General features: G+C 29.7%; 21 protein-coding genes and 1 other RNA gene. 11 read left to right on the forward strand and 11 right to left on the reverse strand.

Translation table 11 applies throughout. From position 1 onward, the window contains the following. Positions 1-31: 31 nt before the first annotated feature. Entirely contained in the window at positions 32-229 is a 198-nt protein-coding gene (locus BUA21_RS10935) for a hypothetical protein (protein WP_072744875.1), read from the reverse strand. 73 nt (positions 230-302) lie between these two features. Then, positions 303-1,631, reverse strand: a complete 1,329-nt coding sequence (locus BUA21_RS10940; protein WP_072744876.1) for a radical SAM/SPASM domain-containing protein — start codon at positions 1,629-1,631, stop codon at positions 303-305. Between the two features lie 337 nt (positions 1,632-1,968). On the opposite strand from BUA21_RS10940, the gene BUA21_RS10945 reads away from it, so the two are divergent. Both BUA21_RS10945 and BUA21_RS10950 read left to right on the forward strand, forming a co-directional pair. Next, complete coding sequence (locus tag BUA21_RS10945) at positions 1,969-2,352, forward strand: ATP-binding cassette domain-containing protein (protein WP_072744877.1); 384 nt, start codon at positions 1,969-1,971, stop codon at positions 2,350-2,352. A 160-nt stretch (positions 2,353-2,512) separates the two neighbouring features. Continuing rightward, positions 2,513-3,313 (forward strand): histidinol-phosphatase HisJ family protein, encoded by an 801-nt coding sequence (locus tag BUA21_RS10950; protein WP_072744878.1) that lies wholly within the window; start codon positions 2,513-2,515, stop codon positions 3,311-3,313. Here BUA21_RS10950 and BUA21_RS10955 read toward each other — a convergent pair. From BUA21_RS10955 to BUA21_RS10970, 4 genes are all read right to left on the reverse strand, one after another. Then, complete coding sequence (locus BUA21_RS10955) at positions 3,310-3,552, reverse strand: hypothetical protein (RefSeq protein ID WP_072744879.1); 243 nt, start codon at positions 3,550-3,552, stop codon at positions 3,310-3,312. The two genes, BUA21_RS10950 and BUA21_RS10955, sit on opposite strands and share 4 nt — an antisense overlap. Before the next feature lie 98 nt (positions 3,553-3,650). Beyond that, positions 3,651-3,825, reverse strand: a non-coding RNA gene (gene ssrS / locus BUA21_RS10960) — 6S RNA. A gap of 81 nt (positions 3,826-3,906) precedes the next feature. Further along, the gene (gene ftsH, locus BUA21_RS10965; RefSeq protein ID WP_072744880.1) at positions 3,907-5,658 is read right to left on the reverse strand and encodes an ATP-dependent zinc metalloprotease FtsH; all 1,752 of its coding nucleotides are present in this window, start codon (positions 5,656-5,658) and stop codon (positions 3,907-3,909) included. Positions 5,659-5,756: 98 nt separating this feature from the next. Next, the gene (locus tag BUA21_RS10970; RefSeq protein WP_072744881.1) at positions 5,757-6,032 is read right to left on the reverse strand and encodes a hypothetical protein; all 276 of its coding nucleotides are present in this window, start codon (positions 6,030-6,032) and stop codon (positions 5,757-5,759) included. 137 nt (positions 6,033-6,169) lie between these two features. Between BUA21_RS10970 and BUA21_RS10975 the strand changes: the two genes are divergently transcribed. Beyond that, positions 6,170-6,769: a hypothetical protein gene (locus BUA21_RS10975; RefSeq protein ID WP_072744882.1), complete on the forward strand. Its 600-nt coding sequence runs from the start codon at positions 6,170-6,172 to the stop codon at positions 6,767-6,769. Here BUA21_RS10975 and BUA21_RS10980 read toward each other — a convergent pair. Continuing rightward, positions 6,762-7,673, reverse strand: coding sequence for an RluA family pseudouridine synthase (locus BUA21_RS10980; protein ID WP_072744883.1), 912 nt, complete (start codon positions 7,671-7,673; stop codon positions 6,762-6,764). The two genes, BUA21_RS10975 and BUA21_RS10980, sit on opposite strands and share 8 nt — an antisense overlap. Positions 7,674-7,782: 109 nt before the next feature. Here BUA21_RS10980 and BUA21_RS10985 point away from each other — a divergent pair, with 109 nt between their 5' ends. Next, positions 7,783-8,595, forward strand: coding sequence for an NAD(+)/NADH kinase (locus BUA21_RS10985; protein WP_072744884.1), 813 nt, complete (start codon positions 7,783-7,785; stop codon positions 8,593-8,595). Positions 8,596-8,631: 36 nt separating this feature from the next. Here the strand turns inward: BUA21_RS10985 and pepF are convergent, their stop codons facing one another. Genes pepF through BUA21_RS11005 form a run of 4 tightly spaced genes read right to left on the reverse strand, consistent with a single transcriptional unit; the run spans position 8,632 to position 13,579 of the window. Further along, positions 8,632-10,437, reverse strand: coding sequence for an oligoendopeptidase F (gene pepF / locus BUA21_RS10990; protein ID WP_072744885.1), 1,806 nt, complete (start codon positions 10,435-10,437; stop codon positions 8,632-8,634). Positions 10,438-10,494: 57 nt separating this feature from the next. Next, entirely contained in the window at positions 10,495-11,901 is a 1,407-nt protein-coding gene (locus BUA21_RS10995; protein ID WP_072744886.1) for a peptidoglycan D,D-transpeptidase FtsI family protein, read from the reverse strand. Next, entirely contained in the window at positions 11,885-13,135 is a 1,251-nt protein-coding gene (locus tag BUA21_RS11000) for an FtsW/RodA/SpoVE family cell cycle protein (RefSeq protein ID WP_072744887.1), read from the reverse strand. The genes BUA21_RS10995 and BUA21_RS11000 overlap by 17 nt, the downstream gene beginning before the upstream one ends. A gap of 12 nt (positions 13,136-13,147) precedes the next feature. Further along, complete coding sequence (locus BUA21_RS11005) at positions 13,148-13,579, reverse strand: FHA domain-containing protein (RefSeq protein ID WP_072744888.1); 432 nt, start codon at positions 13,577-13,579, stop codon at positions 13,148-13,150. Between the two features lie 136 nt (positions 13,580-13,715). Here BUA21_RS11005 and BUA21_RS11010 point away from each other — a divergent pair, with 136 nt between their 5' ends. The 7 genes from BUA21_RS11010 (at position 13,716) to BUA21_RS11040 (ending at position 23,623) form a co-directional block, all read left to right on the forward strand. Beyond that, on the forward strand, positions 13,716-14,114 hold the full coding sequence (locus tag BUA21_RS11010; protein ID WP_072744889.1) for a PspC domain-containing protein: 399 nt from the start codon (positions 13,716-13,718) through the stop codon (positions 14,112-14,114). 105 nt (positions 14,115-14,219) lie between these two features. Beyond that, complete coding sequence (locus BUA21_RS11015; RefSeq protein ID WP_072744890.1) at positions 14,220-14,864, forward strand: undecaprenyl diphosphate synthase family protein; 645 nt, start codon at positions 14,220-14,222, stop codon at positions 14,862-14,864. Positions 14,865-14,938: 74 nt separating this feature from the next. Next, positions 14,939-15,610, forward strand: a complete 672-nt coding sequence (gene sdaAB, locus BUA21_RS11020; protein ID WP_072744891.1) for an L-serine ammonia-lyase, iron-sulfur-dependent subunit beta — start codon at positions 14,939-14,941, stop codon at positions 15,608-15,610. 5 nt (positions 15,611-15,615) lie between these two features. Next, positions 15,616-16,482, forward strand: a complete 867-nt coding sequence (gene sdaAA / locus BUA21_RS11025; protein ID WP_072744892.1) for an L-serine ammonia-lyase, iron-sulfur-dependent, subunit alpha — start codon at positions 15,616-15,618, stop codon at positions 16,480-16,482. After that, positions 16,479-21,320: a cytidyltransferase gene (locus BUA21_RS11030; RefSeq protein ID WP_072744893.1), complete on the forward strand. Its 4,842-nt coding sequence runs from the start codon at positions 16,479-16,481 to the stop codon at positions 21,318-21,320. The genes sdaAA and BUA21_RS11030 overlap by 4 nt, the downstream gene beginning before the upstream one ends. Positions 21,321-21,329: 9 nt before the next feature. After that, the gene (locus BUA21_RS11035) at positions 21,330-22,577 is read left to right on the forward strand and encodes a lactate/malate family dehydrogenase (protein WP_072744894.1); all 1,248 of its coding nucleotides are present in this window, start codon (positions 21,330-21,332) and stop codon (positions 22,575-22,577) included. Beyond that, complete coding sequence (locus tag BUA21_RS11040) at positions 22,574-23,623, forward strand: flavodoxin family protein (protein WP_072744895.1); 1,050 nt, start codon at positions 22,574-22,576, stop codon at positions 23,621-23,623. Before BUA21_RS11035 ends, BUA21_RS11040 begins: the two co-directional genes overlap by 4 nt. The last annotated feature ends 2 nt before the right edge of the window (positions 23,624-23,625 follow it).

The following is a 23,625-nucleotide window of genomic DNA, read 5'->3' on the forward strand; positions in this document are numbered from 1 at the left end:
AAATGCAAAGCTTGGTTTGGCTTCATATAATCTATAACTCTATTTTTTTACTTGCTGGCTGTATTTTTACTGGTGAACAAATTTCTGCACCACAGAAATTTGCCTTGCATGCACAAGGTTCAATTCTTGTACATGGAGCTATCAAACTATTATTATTGTAACAATCACAATCTCTAAGAATACACCAGTCATCTTTTCCATATTCATTACCATTTATTAAATATTCCACTTTTATCCCCCTTTCTGTTTTGATGTTTATATCTAGAATGTGCACATCCTATTCCAAAATAAACAAGCATTTATTAAGCTTCAACGGTCTTGTTTTTTCTCAATTCTTCTTTCTTAATAATTGCTGTCTTTTCCAAATATTCTTTTAATACATATTTATATGAACTACATCTATCAACTTTACCATCTATCCTCCTCCTAGGACATCCTCCCATACATATTGGAAGCATCTTGCAATTCATACATTCATTATCTTGGGTTGAATCATAAAGAATATATTTCATATATTTATCTGTATTCACTGAAATATTGTCCATAATATTTCCCACCTTATATTCGACCATTCCTATATCAGACCAGCATTTATATATGTCACCATTAGGATCAATTACTAATGAATTAGTTTTATCTGCACCACAAAAATTAGTTTTCAAATTTGGATATCCGGAAATATTATTTTCTACAAATCCAAGTTTTTTGAGTTTATCACTAAATTCAAAATCTATATTAGAATATTCCTTCATAGTTAAGCATTTACCTGTTGAGTAGCAATCATTTATAGGCTCTACATAACCCAAATAGGCATATACTTTATTTTTAAGTCCAAACTTGTCCAATTCTTCTAGTATTTCATCAACTCTTTCAACATTTTCTTTGTCCACATTAATTCTTAAAGATATATCTGGCAAAATATCTACTAATTCCGACATATTCTCTAATATCTTACGAAAAGTTCCTTGTCCACCTTTTAAAGGACGTCTTTTATTATGAATATCTTCTGGTCCATCTAATGTTATCTGCATAAATTCCATATTTAATTTTTTAAGTTCTTCTGCAATTTCCTTATTTAATTTGTATCCATTTGTTACAATAAATGAACTGTACATAATATCTTTTTCTTTACATATATCCATTACTCTTTCAGAAATATCTTTAACAACATCAAATGCCAATAAAGGTTCTCCACCATACCACCCTATATTTATACTTTCTACATATTTTGTTTGCTGTTTTACAAATTCTACTATTTTATCTTGAACATCCTTAGGCATGGTTACATTTTGTCTTTCATTTTTTTCATAGCAATATATACAATCAAAATTGCAATTCATTGTAGGGGCAATAGTCAAACCCAAATGCCTAGTATCAAATTTAGAACTAAGCATGTTGTATTTTAATAATTCAAGCTCATCCAATTCATCATCTATTAAAAATTGTCCTTTCTTTAAATCTTCTATCAATTTTTCATCATCAATAGCAATAGATTTATCAACAAAATTCTGATATTTGATATAGTTCTCTTTTTCAATAAGTGCTAATGCATTAGTTCTTGCATTATATGCTATTAACTTTTCCATATCTTCAGGAAATTCATAGAAAAAATTATATTTTGATGCCTTCATTTTATACCAATCCCCCTCTTATAATATTTTTTTGTTCAAATCAATAAATATAATCTCATTCACTACAAAATACTTATTATTTATAAAGTTTGTTATACAAAGTAAGCATTTTTCATGTAAATTAGCTACTTTCCTTAATTTTAGATTTCCTTTCTCTATCCCCTTTGTCATACTTTTGCCACTTTTCTGTCTACTTAATGGATAATGCTTCCAACTTATTTTTATTGTATATCATAGATAGGACAAGTTCAACCAGATTCGAATCGGGGTTGCATTTCCATTTTTAGCTTTCATTTTCAGAATATTTAACTATAATTAATATATAAAGCAATTTATTTTGAGTGCCAAAACATATAGAGAGGACAAATATGAATTAAGAAAGCATATAGGAGTAGTACTACAAGATGTATTTCTATTTACTGGAACCATAAAGGACAATATAAGACTAGACAATCCAAATATAGATGATGATGAAATTGTAGCAGTTTCTAAATATGTAAATGCTCATCACTTTATCAAAAAGCTTCCAGAACAATATGATGAGGCTGTTATGGAGAGAGGTTCTACATTGTCTTCAGGTGAAAGACAGTTGCTTTTTTTTGCTAGAACATTAGCTTTTAACCCAGATATTTTAATTTTAGATGAAGCTACTTCAAATATAGATACTGAAACTGAAATTTTAATTCAAGATGCACTAGCAAAATTAATTGAGGGAAGATAATAGAAATGGGGAATCATCAAGAATTGTTAGAAAAAGAAGGTATGTACTACGATCTTTATAGACTGCAATACAAAGAAAGTTTTAGCATTTAATCTTTACTTATTACAGATTATAAAGTAGAATATTCTAAGTATGATATATATAAATAGGAGTGTTGCAAATGTATGACTTTCATGTTCACAGCGATTTCTCCATAGATTGCAAATATTCAATGGAGGATATGGTTTTAAGAGCAATAGAAAAAAATATGAAATGTATATGTTTTACTGATCATATTGAACTTGAAGCTACAGAAAGGAATTTGGACATCGTTTTCCATGCTGTTGATTATTTTAAAAAATCTAAACAAGTCAAGTATAAATATTTTAGAAATATAGAAATTTTAACTGGGGTTGAAATAGGTATGCAACCTCATTTAAACAAAAGATATGATGCTTTTATAAATGAAAATCCTTTTGATTATGTACTCATGTCTATCCATTCAGTTGAAAATAAAGACATTTATGTAGATAATTATTTAGAAAATAAAGACCCTTTAGATGGAGTATTAAAATACTATGAAGAAATGCTTAATAGTGTCAATGTTTTTGAAAACTATGATATATTGGGACATATAGATTTGATAGATAGATATTTTGATGACTCAGCATTGATACCTAGGCTTGAAGAATATGAAGAATTGATAGAAAAAATATTTGAAAAAGTCATTTTTTCAGGAAAAGGGATTGAATTAAATACTTCTGGAATTCGATATGGACTTCCCTATTATCATCCTAAAATTGAGCTTTTGAAAATTTATAAAAAATTAGGTGGAGAAATAATAACTATAGGTTCTGATGCTCATAGGCCTGAGGACGTAGGATATAACTACAAGGAAGCGGAAAAATTGTTAAGAGAATTGGGGTTTAAATATATTTTTATTTATAAAGAGAGAAAGAAATTCCCCATCCATATTGCTTAAATATATATTCTATCTATCTCTACTCTCTTGTCATGTTTACAATTAGGGCACTGATATATATGAACGCATTTATAACTAGGTGCCCCATCTACTTTTGCTGCAATATCATCTAATAAATATGGACTATAATCATCTAAATAATTAACCACTGGGCCTTTATCAATCATATTTTTAAAACATATATCGCATGTAACATTTATTTCATATAGACCATTACATACTGGACAAACTAAATCCATATTTGACCTTCTTTCCTACATATTTCTTTAGGGGATAGTATATGTATTTAAATTTTTTTTATACAAAAGCTCCTTAAGGTTTAACCCTAAGGAGCTTTTGTATTCCCGCAATGCCGCCTCCCACCTAATTCAGACCCGCCTCTCACAAGGTGGGTTTCCTGTCAATAACTTTTGGTTTCCTCCTACAAAAGGCATACCATAGATTACTGAACTCAGACTCCCGTCTACACAATGTCGGTTGAATTATTTAGGATACGTACACCGCAGAAACATCTCTATAATTATTATAACTTGTATTTTATTAGACTTCAAGTGCTCATTCAAATTATAGCAAATATTTTATATGATTTTAGTTTAGTTGACTAGTTCATTTACCTCTTCTTCATCCAATACTTCTTTCAAAAGAAGCATTGAAGCTATATTGTTTAAATAATTAATATTTTCATAAACTACTTTTTTGGTTTCTTCATATAGATAATCTATTATGGTTTTAACTCTTTCTATAATCATTGAATTGCTTCCAATGTTTTGTCCTAATATTGCACCGTAATTTACAAGTCCTAATTCTTCATCCATTCCATAAACACTTATCATGTTAAAAGCCATCTCTGTCGCTTTTTGTAAATCATTTGAGGCTCCTGTTGTAATTTTATCCCTGCCGAAAATAATTTCTTCTGCAGCTCTTCCTCCAAGTGCTACCATGATGCTATTTTTTATATCATCCTTAGTTTGATACATCTTGTCAGGAGGAATATTCATGCTAAATCCACCCATACCTTTTGTACTAGGTATAATGCTTACTTTTGTCACTCTATTTTCTTTTGAAACTTTTTTAGCTACTAGAGCATGTCCTCCTTCATGATAAGCAGTGACTTTTTTATCTTCAACTGGGATAGATGTTCTATCCTTCTTTTCTTCTCCAACCAATACAGTATAAAAAGCTTTGCTTATATGAGCCATGTTTATAAAGGAATCATCATTTCTTGCAGCTATCATAGCAGATTCATTCATCAAATTTTCAAGCATTGCTCCACTGAAATAAGAAGTTTGAAAAGCAACCTTTTTCAAATCTACTTCTTCAGATAATGGCTTATTTTCACTATGAAGTTTCAATATCTTGTATCTTGCATTTATATCAGGTAAACCTACTTCTATTTGTCGGTCAAATCTACCAGGTCTTAACAATGCCTCATCCAATGTATCTACTCTATTGGTAGCAGCTACTACAATTGTTCCCTCATTGCTACCAAAACCTGACATCTCAGTCAACAATGCATTTAAAGTTCTATCACCTTCATCATTTCCACCACTTGAAAAGTTTCCTTTTCTCTTTTTGCCTAGTGCGTCAATTTCATCAATAAATATAACACTTTTGCCACATTGTTTTGCTTTATTGAAAAGTGCCCTTATTCTACTAGCACCAAGTCCTGCATAAACTTGAATAAAATCAGACCCTGATACTGAAAAAAATGGCACATTAGCTTCTCCTGCCAAAGCTTTAGCAAGAAGAGTCTTACCGGTTCCCGGAGGCCCATATAGTAAAACTCCTCTAGGTATTCTAGCTCCATATCTATTGTATTTTTCAGGATTTTGAATAAAGTCTACTAATTCTTTTAATGATTCTTTTGCTTCTTCATTTCCAGCCACATCTTCAAAAGAAGTTATAGTGCTATCTGACTTTTTGCCTTCTATATCAGATAAAAAAGCCATCTCTTTTTGAGCTTGTTTATTCATATTATTATTTAAAAAATATCCAACAATCCCTATTCCACATAGAAATAAAAGAAATGAAATGCCTTGAACAAGAGTTGAATTTCCATTTGACTCTAATACCTTTACATCATTCACAAGCAACATCTCTTTAAAATCCTCTGTTCTAGGATTGTCAGTAATAAAATATTCTCCTGATTTCAATTTTCCTGAAATTCTAGGACTATCTTTTAGTTCTACTCTTTCAACTTGACCTTTTTTTACATAATTTATAAATTTTGAATATGAAATATCGCTATAATTTTTCCCAGTGTTCATATACAGATAGATACTTGAAACTAATGCAATAGAAATTATAAGAAATAGAAGTATTTTAGTCTTTATATCTAATTTCATAACTTTTCCTCCTAGTTTACATAATCTATGAATATTATAACATTAATTTGCATCAATGTCTATTTCCTACATTTGCTAACGCATCATAAAATCTGCATCTATTCCGTTTTGATAGCTCCAAGAACCCTATCCAGTTTCTCTATTTGTTCATCATCTAATAGGGGTCTCATCTTTTCCAGTTTTTCTAACATCTCTTCATATTCTTCTTTGCCCATCTCGCTTTTCATCTTCTCATTTATTTTTATTATCTCAAAAAATATTTCATCTTCTGAAGCATCCGAATAAGTATCCGCCATATCTTTTATTTTATCTAATTGTTCCTCCGTAGGTTCTATATCTCCTACATTGCCAAAAGTCTTTTTAAAATCATCCATATATTTCCCTCCTTGATTCTTTATATTTAAATTTATGAAAAGCAATCTAAATATATTACTTTCAACAGGAACTATTTCAAAACATTCATCATAAACTAATATAAATAATATTTTTAAATTTAAATTAGGAGGGAATTATGAATCAAACTATTGTATTGATATTTTTGATTTTTTTATCTATGCAAAGAAAAGGAAATAAAAAAACTATCTCACTAAACGTAAATAATTTAGATATAGATAATACTTATGAAAAAATAAACATTCTTAGAAAAATTGGCCCCTATTTTCCAGAAGAAATAATACCCATACTCAACAAGTCTCTGCTCTTGACAGAAAAAATAGTTAAAATATATGAAGTAAAAGACTTTGTATCAACAAATAATTACTATCAAAAGATAAACTCAGCTAAAATAAATGACAATAAAGAAAGATTCAACTACATAATTTCAACATTAAGAGAAGAAATCCCTGAAGAAGAGATAAAAGCAATGGGTTACCCTATGAATATGATACTTAATTATGACAAATACAAATATATAATGAATATAATATCAATTATAATTTCTAATCCTCAAAGCCTAAATAATCCAAATGAACTTCTGAAAGCTTCTGAATCTTTGATGGATGGTATGAAAGAAAATGAAAAAGAAAAGGTTAAAGATATGATGAAAATGTTTGAACTAATGAAAGCATTAGAACCATCAAACAAGGAAAAAAAAGACCCAAAAACTAAATGATTTCTGGGTCTTTTAAGTTTTCTATCAAATTTTTCATATCCTCTGGCAATGGAACTTGAAACTGTATTTTCTCATTAGTTCTTGGATGCCTCGCCCCTATATAATAAGCATGAAGAGCTTGCCTATCTATAAATGGACTAGGCCTATTGTAAAGAGTATCACCTATAATAGGATGTCCAATATGTTCTAGATGTACTCTTATCTGATGACTCCTTCCAGTATATATTTGCACTTCTAAAAGGGTAGCATCTTTGTATCTTTCTACCACCTTATACCTAGTTATAGCTTTCTTTCCATCCTCTATAACTACTTTTTTAATACTTTTATCCTCTTCTCTTCCCAAAGGTAAATCTATTATATCTTCATCCATTTCAACTATACCCTCTACTAGAGCTAAATATTTTTTCTCTACACTATTTTCTTCAAACTGTATAGCCATCTGTTGATGACTAAATGAATTTTTAGCTACTATCAATATGCCTGATGTATCCATATCTAATCTATTTACAAATCTAATTTTCTTTTTTATGTTGTTTTTCTTGTAATAATAGCTTATTCCATTGGAAATGGTACCTTCTAGATGACTTTTTGTAGGATGCACAACAATATTAGGATCTTTGTTTATCACTAAAAGGTCATAATCTTCATATACTATAGACAAAGGTATATCCTGGGGAAGCGTATTATCTATTTCATCTTCCATGACAATTGAAACAATATCTCCTGAGTTTACTTTTTCTTTAGTTTTTACAGTTTTTCCATTTAAATAAATGGATTTTTCCTTTTTTAATCGTCTAAAAAGTCTTCCAGAAATATTATAGCTAAAAAGAACTTCTCCTACAGTCATATCTTCATATTTTGCTTTAAATAGGACTACATTTTCACTTTCTTTTAACAAATCCATTTCTATCCTCCAATTATTTTTTCTTTTATTGTATAATATAAACATAACATTATTTATTATATCAAAATCTTTTTATTTTTAAAGAAAAGGTTGTTTAGGAGGGAAACTTTTGACACAAGATAAAAACAAAATAATAAATATTATTTCTAATAACAATTATGATTCTAGAAAAACTTCTCAAATATTGACGAAAAAATTAGAAGACAAAGGTTTTATCATACCAAAAAAATATGACAAAAATTCTGTATTAAATATTTGCATTGGTGGAGATGGAGCTTTTTTAAGAACAGTTCATAATTTCAATTTTCCCAAGATACCTTTTGTAGGGATAAATACTGGTCATTTAGGATTTTTTCAAGAAATACTTCCTGAAAATCTAGATATATTTATAGATAAATACATAAAAGGAGAATATTTAGTAGAGGAAATATCACTTTTAGAAGCTAAAGTATGTACTAAATCTAATTGTGCAAAACTCATAGGTATAAATGAAATCGTCATAAAAGGCATAGCTTCTAAAGTAGTCCATTTAGAAGTATACATAAATGACAATCACCTTGAAAAATTTAGTGGAGATGGAATCATAGTAGCCACTCCTGTTGGTAGCACTGCCTATAATTTTTCCAGTGGTGGAAGCATTGTATACCCTACTTTAAAAACTATGCAAATAACCCCTCTATCTCCTATAAGTTCTAAAGCTTATCGTTCACTATCAAATAGCACTATTGTCCCTGGAGATATGACTATAAAAATAAAGCCAGAATCTCTATATGAAAACTCTATTTTGATAATAAACGATGGGGTTCAATATACGTATAAAGATATACTTGAAATATATTTTACTATATCAAATATGACTATATTTAGATTGGTATTTGATGAAAATATGTATTGGAACAATTTAAAAAGCAAATTTCTATAGAAAACAAAAAGTAAGGGAAAATTCCCTTGCTTTTTGTTATATCAATTTACTCATTTCGTCTACTAGTTGACCAAACAGTTTCAATGCACTATCTACTGGTTCACTGGTAGTCATATCTACTCCTGCTTTCTTTAGTACATTTATTGGATAATCTGAATCTCCACTCTTTAAAAATCCAATATATCTATCTACTGCATCTTCACCATCTTTAAGTATTTGTTGAGACAAAGATACAGCTGATGAGAATCCTGTTGAGTATTGGAATACATAGTAGTTGTAATAAAAATGAGGTATTCTAGCCCATTCGCTAGCTATTTCATCATCAACTATCATTTCTTTTCCGTAGTATTTTTCATTTAACTTTTTATAAGTATCATTTAAATAGGAAGCAGTCAATGCTCCACCATTTTCTACATATCTGTGAATATCTCTTTCAAACTCTGCAAACATAGTTTGTCTATATACTGTAGTTCTAAATTGTTCTAAATAGTGATTTAATAGATACAATTTTTCATTGTCATCTTTCACATTTTTTAGCATATAGTCCATCAACAAACATTCATTTGTAGTAGAAGCTATTTCAGCTAAGAAAATACTGTATCCTCCATAAATATATGGTTGTGTAGTTTTAGAAAAATAACTATGCATTGAGTGTCCCATTTCATGAGCAGTTGTGAAAATATTGTCTAGTGTCTCATGATAATTTAACAATACAAAAGGTTTAGAATCATAAGTTCCAGATGAATAAGCTCCACTTCTCTTGCCTCTATTTTCATAAACATCAATCCATCTAGTACTAAATCCTTCTTTTAGAGTTTTTATATAATCTTCTCCCAATGGTTCCAATCCTTTGGCAACCATATCTTTTGCTTCTTCAAAAGGTACTTTAATATTTACATCTTTTACTATTGGTGTATATAAATCATACATATGAAGTTCATCTAGTCCCAAAGCTTTCTTTCTGATTTCCATATACTTATGCATAGCATCAAGATTGTTGTTAACTGATTCAACTAAATTGTCATATACAGATACTGGTATATTGTTTTGATCCAATGAAGCTTCTATACTAGAACTATATTTCCTTGCCTTTGCATAAAAAATATTTTTCTTAACACATCCATTTAGTGTAGCTGCAAAAGTATTTTCAAGTTCCTTATAAGTATGATATACTCCTTCAAAGGCATCTCTCCTTACTCTTCTATCTTTAGATTCCATCAAAGGTATAAAGTTCCCATGAGTTATTTCAACATCATTGTTATTTTCATCTTTAATGATTGGGAATTTTATATCCGCATCGTTTAACATTGAAAAAACATTTTCAGGAGAATTTGCTACCTCACCCATTTGAGCAAGTAATGCCTCTTCTTCTTTTGATAATATATGCTCTTTTTTACCAAACGCTTTTTCAAGATAATGAGCATAAATCTTAAGCCCTTCTTCTTCCTCTAAATATTTCTTCAAATCACTTTCGTCTAATAACAATATTTCAGGTATTATAAATGAAGCTTTTTCTTCAATTTGTGCTGCTAAACTCATTCCTCTATCTGCAAGAGCTTGATAAGTACTTTTTCTGCTATCCTCATCTGATCTCATTCTTGCATACACTACTACATTTTCAGTCAATCTAAATAATTCATCTCTAAGTTTAAGAACTTCTAATAGTGTCGCACTACTTTCTACAGTTCTCCCCTTATATTCTGTTACTTTTTCTGCTAATCCTTGTGCTTTTTTAAAATCTTCTTCCCATAATTCATCATTTGCATACATTGATTCTAAATCCCATTTGTATTTTGCATCTATTTCTTCTCTTTCTAATATTCCGTTTTTTTCATCACCCATACTATCCCCTCCTATTTTAGTCTACTAGTATATTTTACACCATTTGCTATAAATAATCTATTCCGATATTTTATTTAAAACATCTATCATCAAATCTCTGGCTATAGGAGCTGCACTTTTCCCGCCAGTTGAACCTTCATTTTCTAATACCACACTTATAGCTACTTTAGGATTATCTGCCGGTGCAAAACCTATAAACCAAGCATGAGTCTTGCCCGAAGCATTTTCAGCAGTACCTGTTTTCCCTGCTACTCTCACATTTTTTATACCAGCACCTTTGCCAGTACCCCTTTTTACAACTTCCACCATCATGTTTTTTACTTCATTTGCTGTAAAACCATCTGTAGCACGAGAAATTATTTCTGTATAATTAGTTTTTATCACACTCCCATCAGGAGATATAATCTCTTTTACTAAAATAGGCTTCACCATATCTCCCCCATTTGCAATAGCAGAAGCTACCATAGCCATATTTAAAGGAGTCACAAGAACCTTTCCTTGTCCGATACTCGCAGCTGCAATATCCGTTTTCCCTATATTTTCTCTATAAGGAGATATAGATTTACTCACTGGTAAATCAAAAGGCACACTCTTATTTAACATAAACTTTTCTGATACTTCTCCCATTTTCTCTTTTCCCACTTGAAGACCCATATTTGCAAAATATGAATTACAAGATTTGACTAGTGCCTCTTCTAAATTTAAATTTCCATGAGCTTTTCCACCATAATCTTTTAAAACATATCCATCAATTTTAGTTGAACCAGTGCAATTGTAATTTCTATCTATATTAGAACTTTCTAAACTAGCTACAGCAGTTATAACTTTAAAAGTAGAACCTGGAGCATATAATCCATTGGTAGCCCTGTTTAAAAAAGGACTATCTGGATCCTCTACTATAGTCTTCCAATCTTCTCTCAAAGTGCTAGGATTAAAATTGGGCTGACTGACCATAGCATATATCTCCCCTGTTTTAGGATTCATAACAACTATTGAACCTTTTTTCCCTTTTAAAAAGCTATTAGCCTTCTCCTGTAATCCATGATCTATTGTCAATTTCAGTGTGTTTCCTTCACTATTAGGATCTATAATCTTTTTTAACTCATTTAAAGTTGTATTTTCCTTTAAATTTAAAAGTTCATTGTTATAGCTTGCTTCCAATCCAGCTTTTCCATATTCTCTATAGCTATATCCAATTATATGTCCATAAAGACTTCCATAATTGTAATATCTTTTAGACGATTCCTCAGTTTTTTCACTATACGCCAATATCTTGCCATTTCTATCAAGTATCATACCACGTAAAATATTTTCCTCATCTATCCACAATCTCTTGTTATAGCTATTGCTTTTTATGGATGAAGCTGTAAACACTTGAAAATAGCTCAAATAAACTATTAGCCCTACAAAGAGAATACATACAACTGTAAAAACTCTTATCATCCTCTTAAGTTCTTTGTTCATTTTCTTCCTCCTCTTCCCTATCTAGCTCTTCAGAAGCTACCTGCAAAATCCCTAGAGCGATAAAGCTAGCAATCATAGAACTACCTCCATAACTTATAAAGGGAAGTGTAATCCCCGTTAAAGGTATCATTTTAATAACACCACCAAATATAATAAAAGCTTGAAATCCGAACATTGCACTTATTCCGAATGCAACAATCCTGAAAAATAAATTTTCTTGACTAAAAGCAATTTTAAATCCTCTATATACAAGAATTAAAAACAGCATCATGACAGCAATACCTGCAAATATTCCCATTTCTTCACAAATAGCTGAAAAAATAAAATCCGTATGAACTGCTGGTATAAAATCTGGATGCCCAAGTCCCACTCCAGTCCCAAAAAATCCTCCACTAGCTATGGCAAACAGGGATTGAGTTATCTGATATCCTTTGTTGTCTATATACTTCCAAGGATCTATCCAAGTCTCAACTCTTATCTTTACATGATCAAATATAAAAAAGCTTGCAAAAGCTCCTACAAAAGCTAACAACACATTATATAATATAAGTTTTCTATCCTCTTCATACACATACTGTATACTCAAAAATATCAAATAAAATACTGCGGCTGCTCCCAAATCCTTCTGGAGAAACAAAAATCCAATAAATCCATATACTACAAGAAGTAATTTGTATCCTCCCTTTTTATCTAAATTGTACTCTTTCTGATTTGTATAATAAGAAGCAATAAAAAATATAAATAATAATTTTATGATCTCAGAAGGTTGAAAACTAAACCTACCTATTTTAATCCAGTTTTTAGCACCACCAATTCTTTTCCCAAAAATTAATGTAAAAACAAACAATACCATAGAAGCTATAATATAGAACTTCAACCATTTGTCCCAGTCTTTTACATTTTTTACAATAGCATAAGCCATAAAAAAGGCCACAATTCCTGCACTTACCCAAACTACTTGTTTAGCTCCCAAGCTAGGATCTATCCTGTAAATCATGATTATTCCAAGGGTAATAAGCATAGTGACAATCAAAAAAATATAGTGATCTCCAGGAGATATTTTTAACAAAATAAAATTAGATATATATATGATGAATACAAGACTAACCCCTGTGATGAGAGTAAATTTATCTGGATTTTCTGCATTATGGATAAATAAAAGAAATATGGCCATTAAATCTACTAGGACAAGAAGATTTCTTGGAACTCTGTAACTAATCAATTTTTTATTCATTTTTTCAACTCCTTACCTCCTATTTACAAACAAAAACTCTATTTGTCCCAATCTAATACTGTCTCCATTTTCGAGTCTCACAGCATCCATGACCCTGTCCCCATTTATGAATGTACCATTGGCACTGTTTAAATCTTCAAGATAAAAGTCCCCTTCGTCTTCAACTATTCGCATATGTTGCTTTGATATATATGGATCTTTTATAGCTATATTGTTTTGATTGCTTCTACCTATAGTCACATCTTTATCAATAGGATAGACCTCTTTTATCTTAAATGGAAGGGTATCTTTTTGATTTATAAGTTTTAAATAAGTACTTTTACTATATGTGTTTAGTCCCATTCCCTTTATATCTAAATATATTAGTCTTATGATACTAAACATAAAAAAGTAAATAATAAATATAAATAAATATTTAAATGCTAGTGATATTACATTGTACATAATAATATTTACCTCCAAAAAAATTTTCTCTTTTAATCAATGTTATCATATTATTTTTACAAAGTGAATAAAGTATTTTAAATTCTATAAAAATCTGATAAAATGAGTATATACATGATGCTAAGGAGGTTTTTAGATGGCAAGAAAAATATATCGTTCTTCTACTGACAAAGTAATATCTGGCGTATGTGGCGGATTGGGTGAATATTTCAATGTAGATCCCTCCATCATAAGAATTTTTTGGTTAATGTTATCCATAGCAACAAGTGGAACTGGTATTCTAGCATATATCATATGTGCATTAGTAATCCCTGAAGGTAGCAACACCACCATTTATTATGATGAAAATGACAAAAGTTATAAAAACAGTGCATTATTTGTGGGCATAGTTTTAATAATAATAGGTGCATCTCTTTTAATCAAAAAGATATGGCCTTGGTTCAATGTAAAATGGTTCAACTTCAGTAAATATTGGCCTATACTATTGATAATTGCCGGAATCTACGTAATATATAATCAAAAAAAGAAGAAATAATATTAAAGTCTTGATTTTATTGAAAATCAAGACTTCTTTTCTTTTTAAGCATTTTTTACGAATAAATGGAAACAATATTTTAAAAGGATGAAAGGAGAGTAAAATATGAGAATTCCTAGGCATATAGGAGTAATACCTGATGGCAATAGACGATGGGCTATTGAAAATGGGATGACCAAAGAAATGGGATATAACAAAGGTTTAGACCCTGGATTAAAACTCTTTAAACTTTGTGAAAAAGAAGGAATAGAAGAAATAACTTATTATGGATTTACTGTTGACAATACAAAAAGACCAAAAGTTCAGAGATTAGCCTTCACTGAAGCCTGTATAGAAGCTGTAAAAATGCTTGCTAAAGAAAATGCTTCTTTATTAGTTGTGGGCAATACAAGCTCTCCAATGTTTCCTAAAGAGCTTATACCCTACACTTTAAGAAGGCGTGATTTTGGAAATGGAGGATTAAAAGTAAACTTTTTAGTAAACTATGGTTGGGAATGGGATTTAAAAAACTATTTTTTTGAAAAATATAATGTGGAAAATCCACTCGATTTAATATATTCTAGAGACATCTCCAGAGTTGATTTAATAATAAGATGGGGTGGAAGAAGAAGACTCAGTGGATTTTTGCCTTTGCAATCAGTCTATTCTGATTTTTATGTAATTGATGATTATTGGCCAGACTTTAAGCCAGAACATTTTTACAATGCACTAGATTGGTATGATAAACAAGATGTAACTTTGGGAGGGTGATATCCCTCTTTTTTGTTGCCTATTGTTTGATAAAATGCTAAAATTAAAGCACTACTAAATAAGGAGAGATACTTATGAAAGACTATAGCGTATTTGATATTTTAGGCCCTGTAATGATAGGTCCATCCAGTTCTCACACCGCTGGTGCAGCCAGACTTGGAAAAGTTGCAAGAGAAATTGTAGGAAGCAATTTTAGTAGTGTGTGCTTTTATCTTCATGGTTCTTTTGCAAAAACTTATAAAGGTCATGGAACTGATAGGGCTCTAGTAGCAGGTGTGTTGGGAATGGACCCCTCTGATGAGAGAATCAAATATTCCATTCAAATAGCTGAAGAAAAAGGTATAAAAATAGAATTTATAGAAACAGACCTAGGGTATGCTCATCCAAATACTGTAAAGATTGTATTCGAAAACAAATATGGAGATACTTTCTATGTAATAGGCTCGTCCATCGGTGGAGGAAGCATTTTAATAACAGATATTGATGGAAATAAAGTAGAATTTACTGGTGATTTACCAACTTTACTTTTAAAATATAAAGATAAAAAAGGAACTATTAGTAAAATTAGCACTATATTATCTTCAAATGACATAAATATTGCCACTATGAAAGTTACTAGAGAAAGAGACATTGCTACTATGGTAGTGGAAACCGATACTTTAGCAAATAAAGATATAATTGAAGAAATATCTAAAAACAAAGAAATTTTTTATATAAAAGCAATAAATCCTATAGATAAGAGGTGATAATTTTGTATAATCATGGTGAAGATTTAATTCAAATTTGCAATGAAAAAAATAAAAAAATATATGAAATAGTTTTAGAAAAGGAAAGTAATATCACAGGAAAATCTGCTGATGAAATCAGAAAGGAAATGAATGAAAACTTAAAGGTAATGATGGAATCTTCTAAACATGCACTAAACAATGATGTTGTTTCTGTAAGTGGGCTAATAGGTGGCGAAGCAAAAAAAGTTATAGAATATAAAAATAGCAATGAAACAATCTGTGGAAATACTATCAATGAAGCTATGGCAATGGCTCTTTCTACATCTGAAGTAAATGCTTCTATGGGTAAAATAGTTGCAGCACCTACTGCAGGTGCATCTGGAATTCTTCCAAGTGCTCTTTTTACTGCTAAAGAAAAATTTAATTTAAGTGATGATGACATGATAAATGGACTATTTACGGCTGCGGGAATAGGTGAAATAGTCGCAAAAAATGCCACTATTTCAGGTGCCTATGGAGGATGTCAAGCAGAATGTGGGGTAGCCGCTGCTATGGCTGCTGCAGCAATAGTTGAAATGCTTGGCGGAAGTCCTGAAACCTGTCTACATGCTTCTAGCATTTCTCTTATAAATATAATGGGCCTTGTATGTGACCCTATAGCTGGATTGGTAGAATTTCCTTGTGCCTTTAGAAATGCTTCTGGTGTTGTAAATGCCCTTATTTCTGCAGATTTGGCTCTAGCAGGAATTAAAAGTTTAGTACCTTTCGACGAAGTAGTAGAAGCTATGTATAGAGTAGGTAAATCTCTACCTGATACATTGAAAGAAACAGCATTAGGAGGATTGGCCGCTACTCCAACTGGTGAGAATTTTAAAGGGAGGATTTTATGACAAACTTATCTTTTTATGAAATTCATTCAAACATCACCGAAAATTTACAAAACGATATGAATATACAAAATAAATCTAGTATCATTAAATACCTAAATACTGACAAGTTTAAAACAAATTTAAATAACATTTTAATACAAAAAAACTTCAGCCCAAATGCTCTTATTCACATACTCATTGATTATTTCAATGAGTATTCTAATATGACAGAAAATGAGTGGCTTAAATATATATATGAATGGATACTTTCAAAGTCATTCCCTGAAAAAAATTCAAAGAGCTTCAACAAAAAATTAGATTCTCTTGTATATATTTATATAAACTTACTAAATACTTTTTCAAAATTTGAAATCTCATCAAATCTTAATTGCTTTTTATATAAATATCCTATTACTTTTCTGACTAAAGAAGAAGAATTGAGTATCAAAAATAAAGATGAGTATTTAAAATTTAAAAACCTTTACAAATCTAATTACTTGTTTGAACTAATGAAACTAGATATGTTCTTAACTGGTCACAATACTCTAGAGCACGTAGCAGGAGTAAACTATTTGTCTTTATATATAGGAAGACAGCTAAAAAAACTTGGTGTACCAATAGATCTTGGCATTGTAACAGGTTCAAGCCTTGGCCATGATATTGGAAAATATGGAGTAAGAGAAAATGAGTTAGATAGAGTCCCTTATCTTCACTATTTTTATACTGAATATTGGTTTAAAAAATATGATATGCAAAGTATTGGACATATTGCAACAAATCATTCCACTTGGGACTTAGAACTAGAAAACCTTCCCATAGAATCTCTTATACTTATATATTGTGACTTTCGTGTCAAAAACAAAAAAGTTGATGACGAATATCAAATGAATATTTTTAGTTTAGATGAAGCTTTCCATATCATATTAAACAAGCTTGACAATTTAGACGAGAAAAAAGAAAAAAGATATAAAAAAGTCTACTCAAAATTAAAAGACTTTGAAAGTTTCATTATAAACTTGGGTATAAATGTAGATATAAATGTGGAAAGCAACTCAAGTAAAGAGGTAATTCGCAAGTCATATCCCTTAATGAGAAATAGGGAAGTTGTTGAAAATATAAAATACTTTTCAATAGAACATAATATTTTTCTAATGAATAAATTTATGGATGATATATCCTTTAACAATATATTAGAAGCAGCAAGAAGCGAATATAATTGGAGAAAATTGAGTGTCTATCTTCAAATGTTTAGAGAATATTCCACATATTTGACACAAAAACAAAAACTAACTACTATAAATTTTTTATACGATCTCCTACTTCATAAAGAGGAAGATATAAGAAAAGAAGCTGCTGAAATTATAGGATTATTGATTAGTATATATGATGAGGAATACAGAAAGGAAGTACCAGAAAATATTAATTTGTCCCAGTCTAAAATAAATAGTATTGACTTGTTTAATAATTGTTTACATTTATTGTTATATCCTAACCATAAAATAGCTGAATCCCAAGGCGAATGGCTATATAATATAAAAACTATAATTCACTCACTTTTCATTAACTGTAAAAAAGATAAATACAATGATTATGCCAATGTATTGCTTGGATTCTACAAAAATTATTATATGCTTCCTGACATTGCACAATTTTATTTACTGCAAACAGTTAAATATATACCAATTTCAAATTTAAACCCTGAATTATCTAGAGAAATTTCTTCTTTTGTTCTCTATTTAGCAAATTCAAGCAATTCAGAAATAAGATTGGGTGCATTAGACATAATAGTAGATCTACTACCTTCTTTAAATATAAATTCTACTTTCAATAAGTCATTAAAAAGATTGCTACTTGAAAGCAATAAACCTTCTCAATATCCGGCTGAAAATTATTTAAAACATATTCTAGCTGAAAAATTAGATTTGGATAATGATACAAAACAAAAGTATAAAAACTTCTATGTAAAAGATGAAGAAAATATTTCTGAAATATTCTTAAAAAATTTAAAAACTGCTACCAAATGGATGAATAAAAAAATCAATATAGATATTTTGTACTATCAAGTTCTAAAATCCCCAGAAACTACTGGTCTTCATACAGCTATGCATTTTTGCAATCTTTTGAAAGTAAGTGCTGTAGAAAGAGTTAGAAATTATGCAGGAGAGACACTTTTAAAAATAATGCCAGTACTTTCTTTAGATCAGAAAAATGATGTAGCTATTGAACTTTTAAGAGCTTTAGAAATGCAAAGCTATCAATTCACTAAATATATACCAGACTATCTTGGGCAACTCATATTGTACTTACATCCAGGAGAATTGGACGAAATAATAGATGATTTTGAAGAAAAAATTAAAACATCAAATGTTCAAGTAACTTTTTTAATTTTAAAAACCATTGGAATAGCTATCAAGCACTATCCAGAATACAAAATTAGATTTAATGAATCCACTGATAAATATGAAAAAAGGCTTATAAGAATGTTGGGAATATTGTTGATAGAAATGGCCAATTTTGATGATGAAGTAAAGACAGAAGCCTTCAGAGTCATAGGGGTAGATGTATTTGGTTCAAAAATTCTTTCTCTAAAGGAAAAACATTCTATTTTTCAAATAATATCTAAAAAAATATTAACACTCCTTCCAAAACGAGAAGAAAACGAGCTGTTATTTTTAAATAACTCTTCAGCTTTAAATCACATATATAGATTCATCGCCGACTATGAATTTCATTATGGAAAAATAAATATTAATTCAAAAAATAAAATTGCATTTTTCCCTGGTACTTTTGATCCTTTTTCATTGAGCCATAAAGAGATAGCAATAGAAATAAGAAATCTAGGTTTTGAAGTATATTTAGCCGTAGATGAATTTTCTTGGTCAAAAAGAACTCAACCGCATACCTTTAGAAAGAATATAATGAATATGTCCATTGCCAATGAAATAGATATATATCCTTTTCCGTCCGAAACGCCAATAAATCTTTCAAATAGAGAGGATCTTAAGACCTTAGAAAAGCTATTTAATGATTCAAAGGTTTATATTGTAGTAGGTAGTGATGTATTATTAAATGCATCTTTTTATAAAAAAATTAGCTATATCCATGAGTTCCCTCATATAATTTTCAATAGGAAAAGCCATTTTTCAAGGAAAGATGATATTAAACTATTGGACAGTGAAATTAAAAAAATCAAAGGAGATGTAATTCAACTATCATTGTCTCCTCAGTATGAAGATATAAGTTCAACGCAAATAAGAAACAATATAGATTTAAACAGAGATATTTCCAAATTAATTGATCCTTTGGCTCAAAAATATATATATAAATATGGTTTATATCTGAAGGAACCCCGATACAAATCTCTACTTCAAACTAAAACTATAGAAATAGAAATTATAAATAATATTTCTCAAGACTTTCTTGAAAATTTTTTATATTTAAATGAAAGTTTTAGAGACAATCTAATTTTTAGTGATTCTTTAAATCTAAGGATACTTCTAATTAGGAATACGGAAGATAATAAAATACTAGCTTTTTCAATATTTCATTGGATAAGAAATGGTTTCCTCTATGATGAATTCAAAAATAGAGATATCACACAATATATAAGGTCAAATGCAAAGGGTCGAATTGTTGAAATAGATGGAGTTTATAGTTTAAATGATGATGACTATCTCTTAGAATTAATTTTAAATGAAACTTTAGCTTTTTGTATACAAAAAGATTATAACTACTGTATATTTAAAAATGTTCTAACCCAAAAAACTTCACCATCCTTAGAAGAAAATTTAAAATTGCTAGGATTTATAAAAACCCCTTATTCCTACAATGAAAATTCAATATTTGCTGTAGACATAAATAATCCTTGTACACTAAATTTAGATATTGAAAATATTCTAAAAGAACCTTTTAAGAGTAACAAAAGGATAAAAAATGCTATCAATAAAACAAGAAAAAATTTAAAAAAAGCTCTATGCAATTTATTTCCTGGTGAACTTCTATTGTCTTTTAATAAAGACATAGTATACAGCAAACTGGTTCAAAAAATATGTGATACAAACAATGTACCTGTGTTTCAAGAAGAAAACAAAATCCTAGGTCCCTATATGTGTGTACCTTTTGGGTCAATACTAAATGGTTGTATAATACCAAATACAGTAACTAAAACTATGCACACGGAAAAAATATTTCAACCCAATATAAAAGAATTCACCATTGGACATTATCCCTATTATTTAGGTTTAAGTGAACAAATAAAAATGCTTCATTCCTTTAATCGACCTTTAATTCTTGTGGATGATCTGCTCCATAAAGGATATAGGCTAAATGTTATAGAACCATTGATAGAACAAGCTAATATAGATATAGAAAAAATAATAGTTGGAATTCTTTCTGGCAGAGGAAAGGAAATAATGGGCATAAAAAACATTGATGTAGATTGTGCTTATTTTATACCAAATTTGAAATTATGGTTCAATGAAAGTTCTCAATATCCTTTTTTAGGTGGAGATATGGTAAAAAGAAATATGAAATTAGAAAGCAACTTACTTCCAAGCATAAACTTTATATTGCCTTATGTATCTCCAAGTTTTATTAAAAACACAACTAATGAAGCTATATATAATCTGTCTGAAATATCATTGTCAAATTCATTAAAGATATTAGAATCCATAGAAGAAGAATATCAAACAATAAATGAAAAAGCATTAAGCCTAAAAAATTTAGGTGAAATATTGGAGTCTCCTAGATATCCTGATAGAGGAAAAGATATTAAATATGATATGACTCTAAAACCTTCTTTATATGTAAAAAACGATTTAGAAAATCTGAAAAGATTAGAAAACATTGTGAAAAGGTAGGGGTTGAAAATGTTTAAATACTATAAATATAAAGATAAATATTTGTTTTCTACAAATGAATATGAAAATATGAAAATAGTAGGAGAAGATGAGATAAAAAATTCTGATAAAACTATATATTTTTTGGATAAATTTAATCCTCTATATTCCAGGAGTTCATTTTCAATATCTCATCCTTCACTATTATTTTTAAAAAAGGAAGATTTAAATTTTTTAAGAAAAAATGAATTAGAAGAAGCAAACGTTCCTCAATGGTTAATGGATAAAATAAATAAAAGAAATATTAGAGCAGTAAATACCATGTACCCAAATTGGGAAAAACTACTTTTTGAAGAAACTAAAGATAAATGGAAACTAAATCTCTTAGCTTTGGGAGATGTAGGTGGAACCTTACTTATAGGTTTGAGACTTCTAGGCAGTAAATATATTGATGAAATAGGCATATATGATAGACATTTAGATAGAATGAAAAGATGGGAATATGAATTAAACCAAGTAAGAGCACCATTTACAGATGAAGAATATCCAAAAATAAAAGGAATAGATGTAGACGAACTGTTTGACTGCGACATGTTTATATTTTGTGCGTCTAGTGGAGTTCCAAAACTAGATAGCAATGTAAGAGATGTACGAATGGCTCAATTTGATGGAAACGCCAAAATAATAAAAGAATATGCTAGAATGGCAAGAAATAAAAATTTCGATGGTATATTTGCTGTTGTTTCAGATCCAGTAGATTTATTGTGTAAAGTAGCGTTTTTAGAAAGCAATACCAATGACAAGGGTGTTTTAGATTTTTGTGGAATCCCTTCTGACAAAATCATTGGATATGGACTAGGGGTCATGAATGCTAGGGCCAGCTTTTATGCTGAAGGAAACCCCAGAGCTTCTCATTTTTTAAAAGAAGGCAGAGTATATGGCCCTCATGGAGAGGGGCTTGTAGTTGCAGACAGTATTTATAATTATGATGAAGAAATATCTATGTGGCTTACAGAAAAAGCCAAAACAGCTAATTTAGAAATCAGAAACTTTGGATATAAACCATATATTGCACCAAGTCTTTCTTCTGGAAGCCTATCTATTTTATCTACCTTACAAGGTAATTGGTTATACGGTTCTACTTATATGGGTGGTGTATATATGGGCAGCAAGTTTAGACTTAATAAAACTGGAATTGAAATAGAAAGATTAAAATTGCCTTATAGCTTATATAAAAGAATTGAAAATACCTATGAAAAGCTAGGTGATTTGGTATGAAAAATTTAGTCTTAGTACTTCCTGAAACTCCATCGGATATGCTAAAAAAAATGATCGAAGCTACTATAGGAAAAAGGAATATTACAATTGTCAAAGATGAAATAGATTTGCCTGATTTGTCAAATTGTAAAATTGTATTTGCAGTAGAGCTAAATAAAATAGGCTTTAGCAACAATTTAGCAAATATATTTGAAAAGCTATACAATAAAGGTTCAAATTCTCTAAAGGAAAGTGATGGAATACTTCTTATACATAGCGAAGATGAGCTTTTAACAAAATCTGCTGCCCAGTCAATAATATTTCATGCCAATAGACTGGGCTGTCGATTTATAGGAAGACCTCTAGTAGAAGCTACAGGCAATCTAAATAATTTTTATCCCATGTTAAAAGTATATGAAAAACCATTGGAAGATATATGTTTGAATTCATGTGAAGAATTAGGCATGAGATTTCTAAATGACCAAATAGAAAATATTTCTCATCCTAAAATATTGATTCTTCATTCTAGCAATAGGCAAACTTCAAATTCCTTGACTTTATGGGATATTGTTAAGAAAAATTTAATCAACTGTGATATAAAAGAAGTCCATATTGAAAATGGTACCATTACCGATTGCAAAGGATGTCCTTATAAGACATGTAAACACTATGGAAAGCAAACAAGTTGCTTTTATGGAGGATTTGTTGTTGAAGAAATCTACCCGGCTATATTAGAAACAGATAGTATTCTATTTATCTGTCCAAACTACAATGATTCTATTTCAGCAAATATGATGGCCGTCATAAATAGAATGACTGCTTTATTTAGAAAAACTAAATTTTATGATAAGACATTGTTTTCTATAATTGTCTCTGGATATTCAGGTAGTGATATACTTGCCAAACAGCTTATAAGCAGTCTAAATATTAATAAAACATTTAGACTGCCACCATACTTTTCCCTCATGGCTACGGCCAATGATAGAGGAACTATAAAAAATGTACCACATATCAAAGAAAAGGCAAAAAAGTTTGCAGAAAATATAATATATGAAACTAAAAAATAATA

This window comes from Sporanaerobacter acetigenes DSM 13106, assembly GCF_900130025.1.
Classification (GTDB): Bacteria; Bacillota; Clostridia; order Tissierellales; family Sporanaerobacteraceae; genus Sporanaerobacter; species Sporanaerobacter acetigenes.